This window comes from Herbihabitans rhizosphaerae, from assembly GCF_004216555.1.
GTDB classification, from domain to species: domain Bacteria; phylum Actinomycetota; class Actinomycetes; order Mycobacteriales; family Pseudonocardiaceae; genus Herbihabitans; species Herbihabitans rhizosphaerae.
The window spans coordinates 153,546-172,655 of the sequence record NZ_SGWQ01000005.1; the positions used below are offsets into that span (position 1 = coordinate 153,546).

19 protein-coding genes are annotated in these 19,110 nt (G+C 70.6%); 7 read left to right on the forward strand and 12 right to left on the reverse strand.

What is annotated here, in order from left to right; all coding sequences use genetic code 11:
- Positions 1-59 precede the first annotated feature (59 nt).
- Positions 60-1,370, reverse strand: coding sequence for an aminotransferase-like domain-containing protein (locus EV193_RS16770; protein WP_130345079.1), 1,311 nt, complete (start codon positions 1,368-1,370; stop codon positions 60-62).
- Between the two features lie 128 nt (positions 1,371-1,498).
- Here EV193_RS16770 and EV193_RS16775 point away from each other — a divergent pair, with 128 nt between their 5' ends.
- Positions 1,499-2,146, forward strand: coding sequence for a GNAT family N-acetyltransferase (locus tag EV193_RS16775; RefSeq protein WP_130345080.1), 648 nt, complete (start codon positions 1,499-1,501; stop codon positions 2,144-2,146).
- Here the strand turns inward: EV193_RS16775 and EV193_RS16780 are convergent.
- Positions 2,124-2,861, reverse strand: a complete 738-nt coding sequence (locus EV193_RS16780) for a DUF6882 domain-containing protein (RefSeq protein WP_130345081.1) — start codon at positions 2,859-2,861, stop codon at positions 2,124-2,126. The two genes, EV193_RS16775 and EV193_RS16780, sit on opposite strands and share 23 nt — an antisense overlap.
- Before the next feature lie 179 nt (positions 2,862-3,040).
- On the opposite strand from EV193_RS16780, the gene EV193_RS16785 reads away from it, so the two are divergent.
- From EV193_RS16785 to EV193_RS16810, 6 genes are all read left to right on the forward strand, one after another.
- Positions 3,041-3,517, forward strand: a complete 477-nt coding sequence (locus EV193_RS16785; protein ID WP_130345082.1) for a DoxX family membrane protein — start codon at positions 3,041-3,043, stop codon at positions 3,515-3,517.
- Between the two features lie 112 nt (positions 3,518-3,629).
- Positions 3,630-4,157 carry a hypothetical protein gene (locus EV193_RS16790; RefSeq protein ID WP_130345083.1) on the forward strand — a complete coding sequence of 176 codons (528 nt, stop codon included), beginning with the start codon at positions 3,630-3,632 and terminating at the stop codon, positions 4,155-4,157.
- Positions 4,157-5,074: an ABC transporter ATP-binding protein gene (locus EV193_RS16795; protein ID WP_130345084.1), complete on the forward strand. Its 918-nt coding sequence runs from the start codon at positions 4,157-4,159 to the stop codon at positions 5,072-5,074. Before EV193_RS16790 ends, EV193_RS16795 begins: the two co-directional genes overlap by 1 nt.
- Positions 5,064-5,888, forward strand: a complete 825-nt coding sequence (locus EV193_RS16800) for an ABC transporter permease (RefSeq protein WP_130345085.1) — start codon at positions 5,064-5,066, stop codon at positions 5,886-5,888. The genes EV193_RS16795 and EV193_RS16800 overlap by 11 nt, the downstream gene beginning before the upstream one ends.
- A 5-nt stretch (positions 5,889-5,893) precedes the next feature.
- Positions 5,894-7,027, forward strand: coding sequence for a sensor histidine kinase (locus tag EV193_RS16805; RefSeq protein ID WP_130345086.1), 1,134 nt, complete (start codon positions 5,894-5,896; stop codon positions 7,025-7,027).
- Positions 7,024-7,677 carry a response regulator gene (locus tag EV193_RS16810; protein ID WP_130345087.1) on the forward strand — a complete coding sequence of 218 codons (654 nt, stop codon included), beginning with the start codon at positions 7,024-7,026 and terminating at the stop codon, positions 7,675-7,677. The genes EV193_RS16805 and EV193_RS16810 overlap by 4 nt, the downstream gene beginning before the upstream one ends.
- A 69-nt stretch (positions 7,678-7,746) precedes the next feature.
- On the opposite strand, the gene EV193_RS16815 is transcribed toward EV193_RS16810, so the two are convergent.
- From EV193_RS16815 to EV193_RS16860, 10 genes are all read right to left on the reverse strand, one after another.
- Positions 7,747-8,556, reverse strand: a complete 810-nt coding sequence (locus tag EV193_RS16815) for a nitroreductase/quinone reductase family protein (RefSeq protein WP_242613443.1) — start codon at positions 8,554-8,556, stop codon at positions 7,747-7,749.
- A gap of 148 nt (positions 8,557-8,704) precedes the next feature.
- Positions 8,705-9,853, reverse strand: a complete 1,149-nt coding sequence (locus EV193_RS16820) for an N-acetylmuramoyl-L-alanine amidase (protein ID WP_130345089.1) — start codon at positions 9,851-9,853, stop codon at positions 8,705-8,707.
- A gap of 187 nt (positions 9,854-10,040) precedes the next feature.
- Entirely contained in the window at positions 10,041-10,367 is a 327-nt protein-coding gene (trxA, locus tag EV193_RS16825) for a thioredoxin (protein ID WP_130345090.1), read from the reverse strand.
- A 27-nt stretch (positions 10,368-10,394) separates the two neighbouring features.
- Positions 10,395-11,387, reverse strand: coding sequence for a thioredoxin-disulfide reductase (gene trxB / locus EV193_RS16830; protein ID WP_130345091.1), 993 nt, complete (start codon positions 11,385-11,387; stop codon positions 10,395-10,397).
- A gap of 100 nt (positions 11,388-11,487) precedes the next feature.
- Positions 11,488-12,282, reverse strand: a complete 795-nt coding sequence (locus EV193_RS16835; RefSeq protein ID WP_130345092.1) for a hypothetical protein — start codon at positions 12,280-12,282, stop codon at positions 11,488-11,490.
- A complete protein-coding gene (gene sigM / locus EV193_RS16840; protein WP_130345093.1) occupies positions 12,279-12,905 on the reverse strand; it encodes an RNA polymerase sigma factor SigM in 627 nt (208 codons plus the stop codon). The genes EV193_RS16835 and sigM overlap by 4 nt, the downstream gene beginning before the upstream one ends.
- Positions 12,906-13,003: 98 nt before the next feature.
- Complete coding sequence (locus EV193_RS16845) at positions 13,004-14,569, reverse strand: protein kinase family protein (protein WP_130345357.1); 1,566 nt, start codon at positions 14,567-14,569, stop codon at positions 13,004-13,006.
- Between the two features lie 129 nt (positions 14,570-14,698).
- Positions 14,699-16,339 (reverse strand): murein biosynthesis integral membrane protein MurJ, encoded by a 1,641-nt coding sequence (gene murJ, locus EV193_RS16850; RefSeq protein WP_130345094.1) that lies wholly within the window; start codon positions 16,337-16,339, stop codon positions 14,699-14,701.
- Between the two features lie 25 nt (positions 16,340-16,364).
- Entirely contained in the window at positions 16,365-18,560 is a 2,196-nt protein-coding gene (locus EV193_RS16855) for a DUF6049 family protein (RefSeq protein ID WP_130345095.1), read from the reverse strand.
- On the reverse strand, positions 18,557-19,105 hold the full coding sequence (locus EV193_RS16860) for an NUDIX hydrolase (RefSeq protein WP_130345096.1): 549 nt from the start codon (positions 19,103-19,105) through the stop codon (positions 18,557-18,559). Before EV193_RS16860 ends, EV193_RS16855 begins: the two co-directional genes overlap by 4 nt.
- Positions 19,106-19,110 lie beyond the last annotated feature (5 nt).

Below are 19,110 nucleotides of genomic sequence, written 5' to 3' on the forward strand. Positions count from 1 at the left end.
CCCGTTAGGCCGGCTAAGTGGTCCAGCCCGCTGAACCCGTTAGCGTGGCTAAAGATATGCTATTCGGTGTCCGGCGACGGCGTCTGCGGACCGGACATCAGCCGGCTCGCCGTCGGGCCGAACGTGGCGAGCAGGTCGATCTCGTCGGCCAGCACGCCGGCCAGTCGCCGCACGCCCTCGGTGATCCGCTCCGGCGTCGGGTAGCAGAACGACAGTCGCATCTGCCGGCTGCCGAACCCGTCCGCGTAGAACCCGGTACCTGGAACGTAGGCCACCCGCTGGGTCACCGCACGCGGCTGCATCGCCTTGGTGTCAACACCTTCCGGCACGGTCAGCCACACGAAGAACCCGCCGTCCGGCCGCGTCCAGGTGCAGCCGGCCGGCATGTGCTGCTCCAGTGCGGACAGCATCGCGTCCCGCCGCTCCCGGTAGGTCTGCTGGAACGACTTGATCTGACCCTTCCAGTCGTGCGTCTCCAGGTACCGCGACACGATCAACTGGTTCAGCGTGGGGGCGCACAGCGCGGCCGACTCCGCGGCCAGCACCAGCTTCTCCCGCACCGCGTGCGGCGCCAGCGCCCAGCCGACCCGCAGCCCCGAGGCGAACGTCTTGGAGAACGAGCCGAGATAGATCACGTTCTCGTGGTCCATCGAGCGCAGCGCCGGATACGTCTGCCCGTCGAACCCGAGCAGCCCGTACGGGTTGTCCTCCACCACGAGCACGCCGGCCGCCGCGCAGATGTCCAGGACCTCCGCGCGCCGCGACACGGCGAGCGTCACGCCGGCCGGGTTCTGGAACGTCGGCACCGTGTACAGGAACTTCACCCGCCGGCCGGCCCGCTGCGTCGCGGCCAGTGCCTCGCGCAGCGCCTCCGGCTGCAGGCCCTGATCGTCCATCGCCACGTGCACGACGTCGGCCTGGTACGACGCGAACGTGCCCAGCGCGCCGACGTAGGACGGCCCCTCGGCCAGCACCACGTCACCCGGATCACAGAAGATCCGCGTCACCAGGTCCAGCGCCATCTGCGAGCCGACCGTGACCACCATGTCGTCCGGGTGGCCGGTGATCCCCTCCAGTGCCATCACGTCGCAGATGTGCTCGCGCAGCGCCGGCACCCCGTGCGCCGAGCCGTACTGCAGCGCGGTCAGCCCCTCGGCCGCGATCAGCTCGCCCACCTCGGCGGACAGCGAATCCAGCGGCAGCGCGGCCAGGTTCGGCATGCCGCCGGCCAGCGACACCACCTCGGGCCGGCTGGCCACCGCGAACAGCGCGCGCACCTCCGACGCCGTCATGCCGGTCGCGCGGGCCGCGTAGCGGTGCAGGTGCGGGTCGAGGCTGTGCGATCCTCTGCGGGCCGGTTCGTGCGTCATGCGGGCTCCACGGCGTCGGGAATCAATCGAGTGTAACCGGGCGTCCGGGGCGTCCCGACGCTTCCGGCACGTATCACACCCCCGTATCCTGGCGAGGGGTTCGCGTAACCGACGTGGTGGGAGGTCAGGTGTCGCGACGTGTCGTCGGGATCACGCTCGACAACCTGGAAGACCTGCCCAAGCACTGCAGGGGATGCGTGTTCTGGGAGTTGGCGCCGCATCTGAAAGAGCAGGCCGAGGAGTTCGGGTCCACCGAGCTGGAGAAAGAGGCCTGGGTGTCCAGCGTGCTGCTGGAGTGGGGCTCCTGCGGGCGTATCGCGTACAGCGACAAGCTGCCGGTCGGCCACGTGCTCTACGCGCCGCCGAACGCGGTGCCGCGCTCCTCGGCGTTCCCCACCTCGCCGGTCAGCGCGGACGCCGTGCTGCTCACCGGGTTCCACGTGCTGCCCGAGTTCCGCGGCGGCGGGCTCGGCCGGATGCTCGTGCAGGCCGTCGCCAAGGACCTCACCCGGCGCGGCGTGAAGGCCATCGAGGCGTTCGGCGACGCGCAGGCGCTCGACATCCCCGAGCAGGATCGCACCTGTGTGGTGCCGGCCGACTTCCTGCTCAGCGTCGGGTTCAAGACCGTGCGGCCGCACCCGAGGTGGCCACGGATGCGGCTGGAGCTGCGATCCGCGCTGACCTGGAAGGAAGACGTCGAGGCGGCGCTGGAGCAGCTGCTGGGAACGGTCTCGGTGAGTACCGTCGACCCGGCTAGCGTTGGCCAGCGGGCTTGAGGTCACCCGAGATACCGGTGATCCGGCCGTACTGATCGAACCCGATCGTCGCGGTGCCGGACGCCGGATCGGTCAGCTGGACCTGGCTCCGGTCCTGGTTCCAGGCGATGCCCCAGTCGGTGTGCTGGGCGAGGCCGAACACCGCCGACCGGTGATCGCGGATCTCGCCGGCCTGCAGTAGCGGCACCGTCCTGGTCATGATGTGCGTGATCGTCGGCCGCGGCACGTCCAGCCCCTCCAGCAGGAACACGATCCGGGTGCCGCCGCTGGCCGGCGCCGAGTAGTACGGGCTGAGCCGGGTCGCCTCCACCGCCGCGGCGCCCACGACGTGCGCGAGCGCGGCGATCTCCTGTCCGAGCGCGTCCTCCACGGCGTCGGTGGTGAACGGCAGCTCGGCGGTGGTCAGGTCCGCGATGCGGTGCTGCTCGCCCAGCTCGCGGATCCGCCGCACCGGGTTGTCCGCACCGGACTGCGGATGCGCCCAGCCCCACATCATCGAGCGCGGGCCGGGCGCGATGCTGGCCACCAGGTGCGCCCGCGCCGCGATCGTCCTGTCCCCGTTGACCTGCGAGAACGTGAACGTCCCCTGCTCCATGTTCATGCCCCAGCGGTGCTCGCCGAGAGTTTCCTCGAGGTAGTCGGACAACAACGTTTGACGTAGGGCGGCGTACAGCGCTGAGCGGTCCGCGACAGCCTGGAGCCCGGGGAAATCCATGCGCACACTATGCCGCCGCGCATCCCCTCTACGTCAGCTGGGGCAGCACCTGAGAACCCGGTCGGCGCTGCTACGTAGGCGAAAGCCAGCGTCTCGCCCGACGATCTTTCCGCCGGAAATCGCGAACCTTGTCGCGTCCCAAGAAACCGATTGGGAACGACACGACATTGGAGTAAGCGATGACCACGATCAACCCGGCGATCACCAACCGCGTCGCCGCCTGGCTGAGCCGCAACAGCGTCGACATCCTCCGGATCAACCTCGGGCTGGTGTTCTTCGGATTCGGCATCCTGAAATTCTTCCCGGGACTGAGTCCGGCCGAAGGGCTGGCATCGAGGACCCTCGAGACTCTGAGCCTGGGACTCGTCTCCGGCCAGACTGCCGCGATCGTCACCGCGATCTCCGAGTGCTTCATCGGGATCACGCTGATCAGCGGCCGGTTCCTGAAGGCCGGTCTGGCCGTGCTCGGCGTCTCCCTGATCGGGATCATGTCGCCGCTGGTGCTGTTCTTCACCGACCTGTTCCCCGCCGGCGGACCGACGCTGGAGGCGCAGTACGTGCTCAAGGACATCGTGCTGGTCGCCGCCGGCCTGGTGGTCGCGGCGAAGGCGCTGGGCGGCCGGATGGTGCCGGCCGCGGAGCAGACGGGGCGCTGACGGTACGCGGATTTCCGTACTCGCGGATCAACGTCTCGCCGGACGACCCCAGGCGCGCCGCGCAGGACCATTGGATCCGTCAAGAACGGCAACCCCAGAAGGACTGAGGATCATGAGTACCACCACCCCGCGCCGCCTCTCGGGACGTACCCGCAAGGTGGTTCTGGTGTCGCACATCGTGTCCGTGTCCGCCTGGATCGGCATCGACGTCGCGCTGGTCATCCTGGCCACCACCGGCCTGGTGACCAGCGACGTCGATGTCGCCGCCACCGCGTTCAAGGCGCTGGAGATGTTCGCGGTCTGGCCGATGTTCATCGCCGCCATGCTCGCCCTGGTCACCGGCGCCACGCTGGGGCTGGGCAGCAAGTACGGGCTGTTCCGCTACAAGTGGGTGGCCGTGAAGCTGGCCGTGAACCTGCTGATGGCCACGCTGCTCGTCACCGCACTGCGCACCGGCCTCGCCGACGCCGCCGAGTACGGCCGGCAGCTGGCCGCAGGCGTGACACCCACCGTCGACAAGCCGATCGGCCTGCTCGGGCCGATGATCGTGGCGCCGAGCCTGCTGCTGCTCGCCGTCGTGCTCTCCGTGTTCAAGCCCTGGGGCCGCTTCCGTGGCCGCGTGATCGCCAAGGAGGCGTGATGACCACCCCTGTGAAGACCCCGGTGAAGACGACAGCGTTGACCAAGCGATTCGGCGGCACGCTCGCCGTGGACGGCGTCGACCTGGAGGTCCGCGCCGGCGAGGTGTACGGCTTCCTCGGCCCCAACGGCGCCGGCAAGACCACCACGCTGCGCATGCTGCTCGGGCTGATCCGGCCGACGTCCGGCACGGTCACCCTGCTCGGCGAGGCGCAAGACAAGTCGAACAAGGGCTTGCGCAAGGTTGGGGCGCTGATCGAGGGCCCGGCGTTCTACCCGTACCTGTCCGGCCTGGACAACCTGCGAGTGCTGGCCGGTCACGCCGGCGTGGACCGGGCCAGGGTGGACGCGGTGCTGGACACCGTGGACCTGGCCGACCGGGCGCGCGACAAGTACGCCACCTACTCGCTCGGCATGAAGCAGCGGCTGGGCCTCGCCGCCGCGCTGTTGAAGAAGCCCGAGCTGCTGATCCTGGACGAGCCGACCAACGGGCTGGACCCGGCCGGCATGGCCGACATGCGGGTCACCATCCGCAAGCTGGCCGCGGACGGCTGCACGGTGCTGCTGTCCAGCCACCTGCTGGCCGAGGTGGAGCAGATCTGCGACCGGGTCGGCGTGATCGACCACGGCCGGCTGATCACCGAGACCGCGGTGGCCGACCTGCGCGGCGAGGGCCGGCTGCGGGTGCTGGCCCGCCCGTTCGACCGGGCCCGCGACCTGCTCACCGAGCTGCTCGGCGCGGGCGCGGTGCACGTCGAGGCCGACGCGCTGGAGCTTGATGTCGACGCCGCTGATGCCTCGGGGATCAACGCCGGGCTGGTCGGCCACGGCGTCTCGGTCAGCGAGCTGCGCTGGCGCGAACCCGATCTGGAGCAGGTCTTCCTCGAGCTGACCGGAGGTGTCTCCCATGTTGACTAGCATTCGAGCCGAGTTGATCAAGCAGACGCGACGGCCGGCGAACTGGCTGCTGCTGGCGATCGCCGCCGTGCTCACCCTGACCTTCGCCTACGCGATCCCGTACGCCGGACTGTCCAGCGGTCCGTCCGGCGCGCCGGGCAGCGGGCGCGGCCTGCCGTCGATGCTGCCCGAGGCGTTCGTGGGCAACGCGCTGGGCGGAGTGCCGATCTTCGTGGGCGCGCTGGCGCTGGTGTTCGGCGTGCTGGTGGCCGGCAGCGAGTACGGGTTCCAGACCTGGAAGACCGTGCTGGCGCAGCGGCCGTCCCGGTTCACCGCGTACGGTTCGAAGCTCGCGGTCGTCGCGATCGCCAACCTGATCGGCGTGCTCACGCTGTTCGCCGCGGCGGCCGGCGGGAGTGCGGCGGTGGCGGCGCTGGAGGGCGCGCCGATGAACTGGCCGTCCGCCGGTGACATCGTCCTCGGCATGGGCGTCGGCTGGCTGGTGATGACCATGTGGGGCGCCTGCGGCGCGCTGCTCGGCATCGCGTTCCGGTCCGTCGCGCTGCCGATCGGGCTCGGGCTGGTGTGGATGCTGGCCATCCAGAACCTGCTCGCCTCGATCGCCGCGCCGGCGCTGGAGTTCGTCGGCGAGTTGCAGAAGGTGCTTCCCGGGCCGAACACCGGTGCGCTGGCCGCCGCGATGGGCGCCGCGTCCGAGACGCCCGGGGTGGACGCGCTGGTCGGTTCCGGACACGCCACGATCGTGGTGGCCGGCTACCTGGTGGCATTCTGTGCACTGGGCGGTTGGCTGATGCACCGCCGGGACATTCTGTGAGGCACATGGTGGTCAAGTGGAGGTCACGCGCCGGTTCAGTGCTCCCCGACGCGCTGTTGACCGTGCTGGTGGCGTTCGTCGGCGTGGTCGGCACGACCGTCCTTGACCAGTCCTCCACCGCCGTCACCAAGGTCGACGCGTTGACCTACGTGCTGGTGCTGGCGTCGGCCGCCTCGGTGGCGGTGCGCCGGCGCTGGCCGCTGGGCACCCTGGCGGTCACCACCGCCGCGCTCGCCACGTACCTGTACATCGGCTACCCGTACGGGCCGATCTTCTTCCCGTTCCTGGTCGCGGTGTACACGGCCGCCAGGTGGATTCCGCTGCGGACCGCGGTGATCGGCTCGGTGATCGCGCTGGTCGTGGTGTTCCCGCACATCTTCACGCACGGCGCGTCGATCCCAGGAGGGTTCGCGATCCTGCCGATCACCGCCTGGGTGGCGGTGCCGTTCGCCATCGGCATCACCGTCCGGGTGACCAGGGAGGCGACTCAGCGCGCCCGCGCCGAGCTGGTGCGCAAGGGTGTGTACGACGAGCGGATGCGGGTCGCGCAGGAGGTGCACGACGTGGTCGGACACGGGCTGGCGGCGATCAAGATGCAGGCCGACGTGGCGCTGCACCTGCTGGCCAAGAAACCCGAGCAGGCCGAGACCGCGCTCACCGCGATCAGCCGCACCAGCAGCGAGGCGCTGGACGAGCTGCGCACCACGCTGGCACTGGTGCGCCGGCCGGAGGGTGAGGCCCGCGCCGCCACCCCGTCGCTGCGCCGGCTGGACGAACTGCGCCAGCGGATGGACAAGGCGGGTGTCACGATCCGGTTGGACACGACGGGTACCGAAGAGCCGCTGCCGGACGCCGCGGACATGGCAGGCTACCGAGTCGTACAGGAGTCGTTGACCAACGTGCTCCGGCACAGCGACGCGAAGGTGGCGACCGTGCGGATCGGCTACGAACCCGAGGCGGTGACGATCACGGTGAGCAACCCCGCGCCCGGCGCGCGAGCCGGACGGGACGGCGGGCTGGGCATCCCCGGCATGCGCGACCGTGTGGCGTCGGTCGGCGGCACGTTCTTCGCCGGGCCGACCGAGGACGGGCGGTTCGAGGTGCACGCCATGCTGCCGGTCAACGGGGCCGCCCGATGATCACCGTGGCGATCGTCGACGACCAGGATCTGGTGCGGGTCGGCCTGCGCACGCTGATCGAGAACGAGGACGGGCTGGACATCGCCGGTGAGGCCGCCGACGGGCTGGACGCGGTCGCGATGATCCGCCGCACTCGCCCGGACGTGGTGCTGATGGACATCCGGATGCCGGGCATCGACGGGCTGGAGGCCACCCGCCGCGTGGTGGCCGATCCCGAGCTGGCCGGCACGAGGATCATCGTGCTGACCACGTTCGAACTGGACGAGTACGTGTTCGACGCGATCCGGCACGGCGCGAGCGGGTTCCTGCTCAAGGACACCAAGCCGGTCGAGCTGCTGTCCGCGATCCGCCAGGTGGCCGACGGCGGCGCGCTGCTCGCCCCCTCGGTGACCCGCAAGTTGATCAGTGAGTTCGCCGCGCAGAAGGCGCGCCGGGTGCGCCCGCACCCGCAGTTGGAGACGCTGACCGACCGGGAGCGGGAGATCCTCGGCCTGGTCGGCGAGGGGCTGTCCAACGACGAGATCGCGGTGCGGCTCTACATCAGCCCGGCGACCGCGCGCACGCACGTCGGCCGCTCGATGACCAAACTCGGCGCGCGCGACCGTGCCCAGCTCGTCGTGTTCGCCTACCAGTCCGGCCTCGCCGGCTAGCTCAGGTGAGCGCCGACCAGGCCTGGTCGACGAGTGCGGCCACCCGGTCCGGCTGCTTGGGACGTTTACTCACCCGTCGAGTAGAGGAATGAGCGCCTCCTCCTCGTAGTCGAGGTGGCGTTCGAGTTCCTTGGCGAGGCGGTCGAACTCGGCGAGCACGGCGGCCGAATCAGCTCCGGTGAGCACCGTCTTCAACTCGTCGATCAGGGCGGCGATCTCCCGGTGCTCGGCCTCCAGGCGGGCCACCACCTCGGGTGCCCGGCCGGCCATCGCGGGCAACATGTGCGCGTCCTCGATGGAGTGGTGGCCGTGCAGGCCGCCGCACAGGGTGACGCAGTTGATCCGCAGCTGCGCGCCGAGCGAGCCACCGGAGGCCAGCTCCGTGCGGATGATCTCCAGCTCGCGGCGGAACCCGTCGTGGATCAGCCGCAGGCCGTCGCCCATCGAGGTCGCGCCCGGCACGTTCGGCGGGCCCGGCACCTCGTACAACGCCACCACCGGCAGCGTGCGCCCCGACTTGACCTCGTAGTCGGCCCAGCCCTGGTCGTCGGCCACGGCGCGGGCGAACACGGCGTCGCGCTCCTCGCCGGAGAGCACGACGGCGTTCGCCTCGTAGGAGAAGATCCCGTCCTCGACGGTCACCGTCGGGTTGGCGACCAGGTTGTGAAACCACGCGGGATGGGTGGGCGCGCCGCCGGCCGAGCCGATGACGATCACCCGCTCGCCGCCGTCCGGCAGATAGCCGACCGGCGTGGTGTGCCGCTTACCTGACCGTGCGCCGGTCGTGGTGAGCAACAGCAGGCGGGCACCGTCGAAGTAGCCGCCGACGCGCCCCTTGCTGGCGCGGAACTCATCGATCACGTGCTGATTGAAATCCAAGTCTTCTCCTTCTCCAGGCATGGGTGAACCACAGAACCTTGTGCTGGAGAAGGAAAGGCGGGCCGCGCACCCGCCGGGCGATCACGCCGTAGCCGGGTGACTTTCTCGTGTATGGCCAAAGGCCGACCCGGCAGTCACGACGGCGATACTACTCGGCCTTGGCCAGCTCGTGGGCCAGTACGTCGGCGAAGGTGAACGTGCCGGTCGGCTGGTCGTTCTCGCCGAGCAGGTACAGCCGCTTCACCGCGACCAGGATGGCCTCGGCGATCACGTCCCGGAACGCCGGGTCGGACAGTCGCGCCCGGTCGTCGGAGTTGGTCAGGTACCCGGTCTCCACGCGCACCGCCGGGCAGCGGGTCAGCCGCAGCGCGTCCCACGTCCTCGGGTGCGCCCGGCAGTCCCGCATCCCGGTGCGCGCCACGATCTCGCGCTGGATGAACCCGGCCAGCGCCTCACCGACGGTGGAGGTGGCGCCGTTGCCGGTGCCGAAGTGGAAGGTCGCCACGCCCTGCCCGTGCATCGAGGAGTTGGCGTCACAGTGCAGCGACAGGAACAGGTCAGCACCCGCCTCGTTCGCGAACTGGGCGCGCTCCACCTCGGTCGGGCACGCCTCGACGCCCCGGGACAGCAGCGCCTCCATGCCGGTGGCCACCATGCGGCCCTCGAGCCGGCGGGCCAGGTCCCACACCAGGTCGGCCTCGCGCACGTTGGCCGCCATCACGCCGCCGTCGGTGCCGCCGTGGCCCGGGTCGATCACGATCCGCTTGCCGCGCAACCGGGGGCCGGCGCGACGCATCCGCTCCTGCTCGCGCAGCAGCACCGGACGACCGCCGCGCGCACGCGGGGAAAGCCTGCGCAACTGGCGCACGGTCTCCGCGCCGCAGATGCCGTCCACGGTCATGCCCATGTCGCGCTGGAAGTTCCGCAGCGCGTGCTCGGTCTGCGCGCCGAACACACCGTTCGGGCGGCCGGCGTCGTACCCCAGCTCGAGCAGCCGCTCCTGCAGGGTGAGCACGTCGTCGCCGGTGACCGGCGCGGACACCATGTAGGCCAGCGGACGCGCGCCGAGCTGGAAGGTGGCGTCGCGCAGCGCGCGGTAGGTGGTGGGCCCGACCACGCCGTCGGTGATCAGCCCGCGCTGCTGCTGGAACCCGCGCACCGCCTGCTCCACAGCCGAGTCGAAGCGTGCCTGCTCAGGGCTGTCGTCGCCGTTGGACGGCAGCAGCCCGAGCGTCATGAGCGTGGACTTGACCTCGGCGACGGCTGGCCCGACATCACCGCGGCGAAGAACCCGCATGCGCACCTGCTCCTTCTCGAGCACCGATCGCGGCCGGTGCGGTGGTTGACGCCCTATTGTGCACGGGCGCCCGCGCTTGATAACGCAGGCACCCCGGAGCGGGTGAGACCGCGCACGCGCTATACACAGGACGGTAGTTCTCCGTCCAGCGTTGCACGTGCGCGGCGTTTTAGCTGAATCGGCCGAATCAGCCGATGAAGTCGGACAACTCCGACAGGATGGCCTGCTTCGGCTTGGCGCCGACGATCTGCTTCACCGGCTCGCCACCCTTGAAGACGATCATCGTCGGCACGGACAGGATCTGGTAGCTGGCCGCCGTCTTCGGGTTGGCATCGATGTCCAGCTTGGCCACGGTGATCTTGTCGCCGTGCTGGCCGGCGATCTCCTCGAGCACCGGGGCGACCATCTTGCACGGCCCGCACCAGGTGGCCCAGAAGTCCACGACGACCGGCTTGTCGCTGTTCAGCACGTCGTCGGCGAACGAGTTGTCGGTCACCTTCACGGTGTTGGTCATGTCTGCTCCTCGTACTCGAATGGTTTGTCAGTTGGCGGTGGTGGCGTACCCGCCGCCGACCAGCTCGGAGGTGACGGCCGCTTCGGGCTCGCCGTGCTCGGCGAGCCACCGCTCCGCGTCGATCGCGGCCGAGCAGCCCGATCCGGCGGCGGTGATCGCCTGCCGGTAGGTGTGGTCGACCAGGTCGCCGGAGGCGAACACGCCGTCCAGGTTCGTGTAGGTGGTGCGGCCCTTGGTGATCACGTAGCCGTCGGAGTCCAGGTCGATCTGGCCCTTGACCAGCTCGCTGCGCGGGTCGTGCCCGATCGCCACGAAGAACCCGGACACGGCCAGCTCGGAGATCTCGCCGGTGATCGTGTCGCGCAGCTTCACGCCGGTCACCTTCTGGTCCCCGAGCACCTCGGTGGGCTGCTTGTTCAACGCCCACCTGATCTTCTCGTTGGCGCGGGCGCGCTCCAGCATGATCTTGGAGGCGCGGAACTCCGCACGCCGGTGGATGATCGTCACCGTCTTGCCGAACTTGGTCAGGAACAGCGCCTCCTCCATCGCGGAGTCGCCACCGCCGACCACGGCGATGTCCTGGTCGCGGAAGAAGAAGCCGTCACAGGTGGCACACGCGGACACGCCGCGGCCGAGCAGCTCCTGCTCGCCGGGGACGTGCAGGTAGCGCGCGGCGGCGCCCATGGCGAGCACGATCGCCCTGGCGGCGTAGCGCTGGCCGTTCGCGGTGACGTACTTGATCTCGCCGGACAGCTCCAGCTCCTCGACGTCCTCGGCGCGGAGTTCGGCGCCGAACCGCTCGGCCTGCGTCCGCATCTCCTCCATGAGGTCCGGGCCCATGATGCCTTCCTTGAAGCCCGGGTAGTTCTCCACGTCGGTGGTGGTCATCAGCGCGCCGCCGAACTGGGTGCCCTCGAACACCAGCGGGTCGAGCTGCGCCCTGGCCGCGTAGACGGCGGCCGTGTAACCGGCGGGGCCAGAGCCCACGACGATCAGATTGCGGACTTCCTGGGCGGCCAAGTGAACCTCCGTGGTGCCGGACTCGCGTACTCATCGCGCGTTAGGTGATAACGCGATCGTAGGCGTCCGGCATTCCACGGAGGTGAGTGACGGAGGCGACTCAGCCGATGGTCGTGTCGCCGAGCAGTGCCGGCCCGCACTGGGCGTCGACCACCACGATGCGGAACTTGGTGCCACCGGCACCGACAACCGGGATCACCGCGGCCACGCCGGGCTTGCCCTGGAACGTGGCCTCGCGAGCGCCGAGCGGCTTGACCGTGGCCGGCACGCCGGCGGCGGCGAGGCACTGGCTGAACCGCTGCTCGGAGCCGAGCGCGCCGTAGTTCTTCTGGCTGAGGATGGCGCCCTGCTGCTTGCCGAGCGAGTCGCCGTCCAACGCGAGCGGGCCGTCGCTGGGCGGTGCGGTGGTGTTGGACGTCGGCGCGGCCACACCGGTGCCGTCGGTCTCGTTGCCGGGCACCACGGCGATGGTGATCGCGGCCGCTGCGGCCGCTGCGGCGAACACTCCGCCGGCGATCGTCATCCGACGGTTACGCCTGCGGCGCGCGTCGTCCAGGCTGACCACCGGAGCAACCCCCGGCTGCTGCGGTGGAGCCGCCTGCTGCTGACCCGCCATGGCCGCCGCTCGGGCGGCCGACTCGGCCTCGATGGCCGCGTCCAACCTGGCCGCGAAGTGCGCCGGCATCGGCTCGAGCGGAGCGGCGCTCAGCCCGCCGAGGTCCACCTTGGTGGAGTCCAGCGCGGCGAGAATCTCGCGTGCTTCGGGATCGGCGTTGACCTGAGGCCACAGCGACGCGGTCAGGTCGGGGTCCAACGCACCCGCATGCAGATCCGCGAGTACGTCGATGGACCACGGCGGCCCCGAGGCGCCGAGCCCCCGACCTTGATTCGTCATGACCCCTCCCAGGTACGCCTGTCAGGCTTCCCTTGCCTGCTTGCTGCCTCACCTGGGACGTTCGCATCTGCATCCGGGTTCCGCAGGTGCCCGAGAACTTTGGCGAGCTTGGCGCGACCCCGGGCACATCGGCTCTTCACGGTGCCTTCCGCGATGCCGAGTATCTTCGCCGTCTCGGCCACCGAGTATCCCTCGACGTCGACGAGCACGATGGGAACCCGCTGATCCTCGGACAGTTCGTGCAGCGCCTTCTGCACCAGGAGCCTGGTCTCCCGGTCCGACATCGCGTCCCTCGGCGTGACCGGCTCACCGGGCCCGGTCTCGGGCAGCGGCACGGTCGGGCGCGCCTGCTTGCGCCGCACCCGGTCAAGGCACGCGTTCACCACGATGCGGTGCAGCCAGGTGGTGACCTGGGACTCGGCGCGGAACGAGCCGGCGGCGCGGAACGCGGAGATGAACGCGTCCTGCAGCGCGTCGGCGGCTTCCTCCGGGTCGCGCAGCGTGCGCAGCGCCACCGCCCACATGCGGTCGCGGTGACGGCGGACCAGCTCGGAGAACGCGCGCGGGTCACCACCCGCGTGCGCCCTGATGAGATCGGCGTCCGACGCGGCTGCCGTGGTCACGAGACCACCCCGGCGGCCATCACGGGGACGGAGAGATCAGTGCCGGACACGGGGTCAATATAACGGCAGTGACCCGCGCCACCGCGAAGACGTCTCGCCTATCGCGCGCGGAGGAACGTGACCTCGGTGATCTCCGACTGGAGCTTGCCCCCGCCGGCCAGCTTCGTGATCCACACGATCACGTACTGGGCCGGCTCGCCGTCCGGGATCGCGATCTCCGTGCTGCCCTCGTTCAGCTTGCCGCCGGCGATCTTCTTCGTGTCGCCGAGACTGTCCGGCTTGGACGACGTGGCGGTGCGGATCTCCACTTCGGTGCCCGGACTCGGCGAGTCGATCCGGACCGAGGCCAGCTTCGTCTTGCCGTCCAGGGAGATCAGCAGCCCGACGCCAGGTTTGAACGACGGGAACTGCTGGCGGTAGTCGTCGGTCTGCCAGCCGGTGCGCGGATCGCCGTCGGTGGCCCGGCCGACCCGGCTCGGGTTGTCCGGCGCCTCCTTGACGTTGAAGAGCTTCGTGCCGGCGATCTTCACCGGCCCGCCGTTGGCCGGGGGTGGCGGCGGCTGGCCGTCCGTGTTCTGGCCCGGCGTCGAGGTGCCCGGCAGCGGCGGGGTGGCCGCGCCGCTCGGCGAGCCGTCGCCGAAGAAGCTGACCAACTGGATGCCGATCCAGGCCAGCACCCCGACTGTGGCCGCGGCCAGCGCTGTCACGCCGAGCGCGAGCTTGCGCTTGCGGGCCCGGTCGTGCACCGGCCGCCGGGTGGTCCAGGTGAGGCCGTCGTCCCGGTCGTCGTTCTCGTCGGCGGCGATCGCGGAGATCAGCTCGGTCTGTTCCTCGCGTTCGGCGATCCCGGCGAGCGCCCGCTGGAACGCCGCACCGGTGCGGATCCCGGCGCGCGAGCTGTCCTCCAGGCTGCGCATCGCCGCCTCGGACATCTCGTCCGGTATTTGCGGCACCAGGGTGCGCGGCCGCACGACGACGCCGTCCGGCCCGGTCGGCGCGGCGGGGATGCCGTCCGGCCCGCCCGGCAGCGGCCACCGCCCGGTGAGCAGCAGGTACAGCACCGCGCCGAGCCCGCGCACGTCGTCGCGCAGGGTGGCGCTGGGCCGCGGGCCGGGGAACGCCAGCCGCAGCGAGGAGTCCGGGCTGACCCGGATCCGCTGCGGGTGGTCCACGCCGAGTACCAGCCCGGAGTGGTGCGCCTGCTCGACGGCCGAGGCCAGCGGCTCGACCAGCCGGGCGGCGGTGGTCGGCGGCAGCGGGTGCTCGGCGACCAGGTCGACCAGATCGGTGCCCTGCCCCCAGTCGGCCACCACGATGCCCAGCACGCCCTCGCTGGCGGTGATCCCGTTGCCGAGGCTCAGTACGTCCAGGACGCGCGCGACCGCGGAGTGCGAGAAGCGGGCTGCGTGTGCGGCCCGCTCCAATGTCCGTCTCGCGCCCTGGCCGGCCCGCTGGTCGCCAGGCTCACCGACCAGGACCGTCAGCGCGACGTCCCGGCGGAGCTGTCCGTCACGGGCACGCCAGAGGTGGGCGCCGGAGCGTTCGTCCACGCCGAACTGGGCGAGCAGCCGATAGCGGCCGTCGCCGACCACGCCACCGGGGTGCAGCGACCCGCCGGTGGCGCGCAGGCTGGGCCCGCTTCCGGGTCTCTCCGCGCCGGGCATGTACTCGGTCCGCCTCGTGGTCAACGCACACTCGCTCCCGTTCTACGCCGCGTCCCCTCTCCGCTGAAGCGACGGTCTCCTCGAATTCGAGGGTACGGGATGGAGCCGTTTCTCGAAGGTCCGTCGCGACTAGCGGCGGCGCACCAAACGGGTGATCCGTGCGGTGGCCGCGTCCAGTTCACGCACACGGAGCGCGGTCATGATGCCGAATGTGACGAGTCCCCCAGCCAGAGTCCCCAGTACGAGGGAGAGCCAGGCGCCGCCCACCGTCTTGTTGCCGTCCATCCAGAGCACGACGGCCAGCGCGGCGGCAGCACCCCACACGGACGCGACGAACGTCTTCAGCACCGTGCGCACCACGGCCGATGTGCCGAGCCGGCCGAGCCGGGAGCGCAGCCACAGTTCGCCGACGATCGCGCCGACCACGAACGACAGCGAGTTCACGAAGGTCAGGCCGTAGACCAGGTCGTTGGCGTCCAGCAGTTGCGGACACAGATAGGACAGCGGGACCTTCACGGCCATCATCACGGCCATGATCAGCGTCGGGGTGCGCGAGTCCTTCATCGCGTAGAACACGCGCATCTGCAGCATGCAGATCGCGAACGGCAGCACGCCGAACGCGGCCGAGGTCACCGCCAGCCCGAGCCGGGTCGCCTGGTCGACGTCCGACTTGCCGAACGACACCAGCGCGATACCGATCGACGGTCCGAGCACAGTCATCAGCCCGCACAGCGGCCCCAGCATCACCGTGGACAGCCGGCTGCCCAGTGACAGGTCGTCCTTGACCTTCTCGAAGTCCCCGTCGGCCGCGGCGCGACTCATCCTCGGCATGATCACGGTCAGCAGCGACACGCCGATCACGCCGTACGGGAACTGCAGCAGCAGCCAGGCATTGAAGTAGGTCGCCGCACCACCGCCCGCACCGTTGGTCGCGGTGTTGGTCACGGCGGACACACCGAGCTGCCCGAGCAGCGCGTAGGCGATCACCCAGGCGGCCAGGCCGCCGAACTCGCCGAGCCTGCGGTCCCAGCCGAACCGCACGCGGAACCGGAAGCCGGTCTTGCGCAGCGCCGGGATCAGCACGAACAGCTGCGAGGCGATACCGAGCGGGAACCCGATGCCGAGCACGAGGAGCTTCGGGTCGCTCATGGCGACCGGGTTGAGCGTGAGCTCGCCGGGCATGATCGCGTACAGCCCGATCACCGCGAACATGATCAGGTTGTTCGTCACGGGCGCCCAGCCGGTGGCGGCGAACCGGCTCTTGGTGTTCAGGATCGCCATCACCATCGCCGACAGCCCCATGAACACGATGGCCGGCAGGATCAGGTAGGTGAACGCCTCGGTCAGCTCGGGGTTGGCCTCGGTCCCCTCGTCGCTGACGTAGAGGTTGGTCAGCTCGCGCGCGAAGATCATCGCCAGCGTGGTGCCGACCACCAGGATCGTGCAGCCGATCGTCAGTAGGCGCTGGGTGTAGGCCTCGCCCCGGTCGCGGTCCTCCTTCTGCGCGCGGACCAGCAGCGGCACCACCACGCTGGACAGCACGCCGCCGAGTAACAGCTCGTTGATGATCGTCGGAAAGCTGGACGCGACCGTGTAGGAGTCGTTGAGCTGGCCGAGGCCGACCACCCAGGCCAGCACGATCTTCCAGCCGAAACCGGTGATGCGGCTGACCAGCGTGGCGATCGCCAGGGTCGAGCTGGAGCGCGCCAGCGAAGGCGACGCCTCCGGCTGGACGCGCGGCATCATCATGGTCGCGTCGAGGTCACTCACGGTCCAGGAACCCTACGTCCGCGGCTCAGTCGATGCTCGGGGTGTCGGCTTTCGCCGCCCGATTGGCCCGCACCCTACGGAAGATTCGCAGGCCGGACAGCAGTACGAGCAGTCCGCCCGCGGTCCAGGTGACGGCGAGCGTGATCGTGCCGTACTCGGTCGAGGACAGGTCCAGCTTCTTCGGCTGGCTGAACGGCGTGTGGCCCGGCGTGGTGATCGACACGGTCACCGCGAACCGGCCGGAGCGCAGCACCTCGGCGTCCACCCACTCGGTGCGCGCGTGCCCCGCGGCGACCGTGATGTCGGGCGGCTGCTTGGTGCTCAACCCGGCCGTCCGCGCGACCACGATCCGCACCTGCACCAGCACCGGAAGGGAGTTGCGCACGGTCACCGAGAACCGGCTCTCCCGCGAGGCGAGGCTCGCCGGGCGACCCGGCACCTCGACCTGGACCCGGCCCAGCAGCTCGCGCACCTGACCGTCGACCGCCTCGGCCGCGCGGTGGCCGCCGGCCGGGTCGGCCCGCCACGCGCTCGAGGTCGCTCGCAGCAGCCCGAACTGCAGCGGCGTGACCAGCGTGTGCGGCTCGACCTGGAGGGCGGCGTCCTTGGCCATCGCGCCGAGCAGGTCGCGCTGCACGGCGTTGACCCGCATCACCTCGGCGGTGATCGAGCCGGCGACCTCGGAGGTGCTGTCCTGCGCGCCGTACTCCATGCCCTCGGCGGTGCCTGCGGTCGGATCGGTCATGAGCCGCTGCACGGGTTTCGGCGCGACGTACTGCTGGTCGGCCAGCAGCGACACGCCGTCCAGCAGCGCCTCGAGGTCGGCGGAGGTGGCCGTCCACCGGCGCGGCGGCGTGATCAGCATCGAGTCGGCGCCGCCCCACGCCGCCCGGAAGAGCACCGCGGCCAACCCGTTCTGGCTGGCCGCGAGCCCCTGCGCGGTGCCGTTGTCGCCGGCCAGCAGCGAGGAGGTGAGCTGGTCGTAGGCCAGCGCCCGGCTGCCCGCCGGCAGTCCGCTGCGCAGCAGGTACGGCGTGCGGCCGGTGTCGCGGCGCAGCTTGGCCGGGTCGACCACGACGCTGACCGGCCCGTGGTGGCTGAGGTCGGACACGGTGCGCTGTTCGAGGGTGCCGCCGACCGGCCAGAGCAGCCCCGGTTGCGGCTGTACCGGGGCCAGCACCTCGCGCACCCGGTCGGTGCCCGCGCTCATCGCCTGCGTCTGCAGGTGTCCCGCTCCGGCGCGGGACAGGGCGTCGAGGTCCACGTCGGCGTAGGGCAGCGCGAGCACGCACTTGCCGTTGGTGAGCCGGCGCACCCGGTCCAGCCACTGCGTCGCGGGGGCGACCCCGATACCGGGTGCTGGGGGCCCGTCGCCGACCCGCACGAGGTAGCCCTTGGCCATCGCGGCGACGGTGGCCAGCAGGTCGGGGTCCACCGCGAAGCACAGGCTCTGACCGAGTGCCGGGTTCTTGGCGATCGCCAGGTCCGCGGCGTTGACCAGCGAGAACAGCCGCCCGCCCGGCGCGAGTGACGCGGTCAGCCCTTCGTCGGCGAGCACTTCCCGGTCGCCGACGGTCTGCACGATCCTCGGCCGCTCGTCGACCAGCGGCCACATCATGGTGACGCCGGCCGGCACGCGCGGCTTCGGCGCCGGTGGGCTGGGCGCCGACCCGTTCACCGGCGCGGAGATCACCGGGAGCAGCAGGTTGGCGTACCCGAGGTTGGCGGCGTCCTTCGTGCCCGCCGGCTGGCCGTTCACGTTCACCCAGAGCTGGTACACGCCCGGCCTGTTGATCTTCAACGTGTTGTCGGCGCCGTTGACCGAGACGGCCAGCGTGACCGTCGTGCTGGCGCCAGGGCGGAGCGACCCCGCCTCGAGGAACCGGGACCGCTCGGTCTGGTCGGGCTTGGTCTGGGTCAGCGCGTCGCGCAGCTTGGACTCGCTGGTCAGCGGCGCGCCGCGCTCCAGCCGCACGTCCAGGTCGTCGATCGCGCGCTCACTGTTGTTGGTGAGCTTGGCGACCACGGTGATGCTCGGGGTGTCGGTGGTGACCACCCGAGGGGTGAGCTGCTCGACGGTGATCGACAGCCGGCTCGGCGCGTCCTGTACCGATCTGGGCGTCGTGGTGCCACCGCTGGGCTGGGCGGCGGCCGCCATCGGCCCTCCGACCGTCAACGCGATCGTCGCGAACAGGACGACCAGCGCCCTGGCACGTGTCACGGCAGCTCAACCTCATCCGGCGTCTTCGGGGTCCCCCGCTCGGGTGTACGCGGTGACTCGGAGAGTAGTTGTATCGCCTTGCGGGCCAACCGCCGCTCGTCGGTGTACGCCAACCGGGCGGCCAGGCCGTCCAGCGGTACCCAGGCCACCTCGGTCACCTCGACGTCCTCGTCGGACAGCTCGCCGCCGGTGGCCCGCAGCAGGAAGTGGTGCACGGTCTTGTGGATGCGCCGGCCGTCCGCGACGAACCAGTAGTCGATCGTGCCGAGCGGGCCGATCACCTCGCCGTCTATCCCGGTTTCCTCGGCGACCTCCCGAACCGCTGTCTGTTCCGGCGTCTCACCAGCCTCGATGTGCCCCTTGGGGAGTGACCACAGCAGTCGCCCGCGCCGGTCCAGCCGGCCGATGATCACGGCGTGGCGCTCGCCGTCGTCCAGCACCAGTCCCCCGGCCGAGGTCTCCTCGACGGTCACCAGCTTGCGGCCGCGTCGTCTCGAGCGGCGCCCCTTGGAGGCGCCACCGGTTCGGCCGGACGACGGGGGCATGCCAG

Coding starts and splice junctions, on each gene's coding strand:
- EV193_RS16770 (WP_130345079.1), bottom strand. CDS start 1,370: ATGACGCACGAACCGGCCCGCAGAGGATCGCACAGCCTCGACCCGCAC.
- EV193_RS16780 (WP_130345081.1), bottom strand. CDS start 2,861: ATGGATTTCCCCGGGCTCCAGGCTGTCGCGGACCGCTCAGCGCTGTAC.
- EV193_RS16785 (WP_130345082.1), top strand. CDS start 3,041: ATGACCACGATCAACCCGGCGATCACCAACCGCGTCGCCGCCTGGCTG.
- EV193_RS16790 (WP_130345083.1), top strand. CDS start 3,630: ATGAGTACCACCACCCCGCGCCGCCTCTCGGGACGTACCCGCAAGGTG.
- EV193_RS16795 (WP_130345084.1), top strand. CDS start 4,157: ATGACCACCCCTGTGAAGACCCCGGTGAAGACGACAGCGTTGACCAAG.
- EV193_RS16800 (WP_130345085.1), top strand. CDS start 5,064: ATGTTGACTAGCATTCGAGCCGAGTTGATCAAGCAGACGCGACGGCCG.
- EV193_RS16805 (WP_130345086.1), top strand. CDS start 5,894: ATGGTGGTCAAGTGGAGGTCACGCGCCGGTTCAGTGCTCCCCGACGCG.
- EV193_RS16810 (WP_130345087.1), top strand. CDS start 7,024: ATGATCACCGTGGCGATCGTCGACGACCAGGATCTGGTGCGGGTCGGC.
- EV193_RS16820 (WP_130345089.1), bottom strand. CDS start 9,853: ATGCGGGTTCTTCGCCGCGGTGATGTCGGGCCAGCCGTCGCCGAGGTC.
- trxA (WP_130345090.1), bottom strand. CDS start 10,367: ATGACCAACACCGTGAAGGTGACCGACAACTCGTTCGCCGACGACGTG.
- EV193_RS16835 (WP_130345092.1), bottom strand. CDS start 12,282: ATGACGAATCAAGGTCGGGGGCTCGGCGCCTCGGGGCCGCCGTGGTCC.
- EV193_RS16845 (WP_130345357.1), bottom strand. CDS start 14,569: ATGCCCGGCGCGGAGAGACCCGGAAGCGGGCCCAGCCTGCGCGCCACC.
- EV193_RS16860 (WP_130345096.1), bottom strand. CDS start 19,105: ATGCCCCCGTCGTCCGGCCGAACCGGTGGCGCCTCCAAGGGGCGCCGC.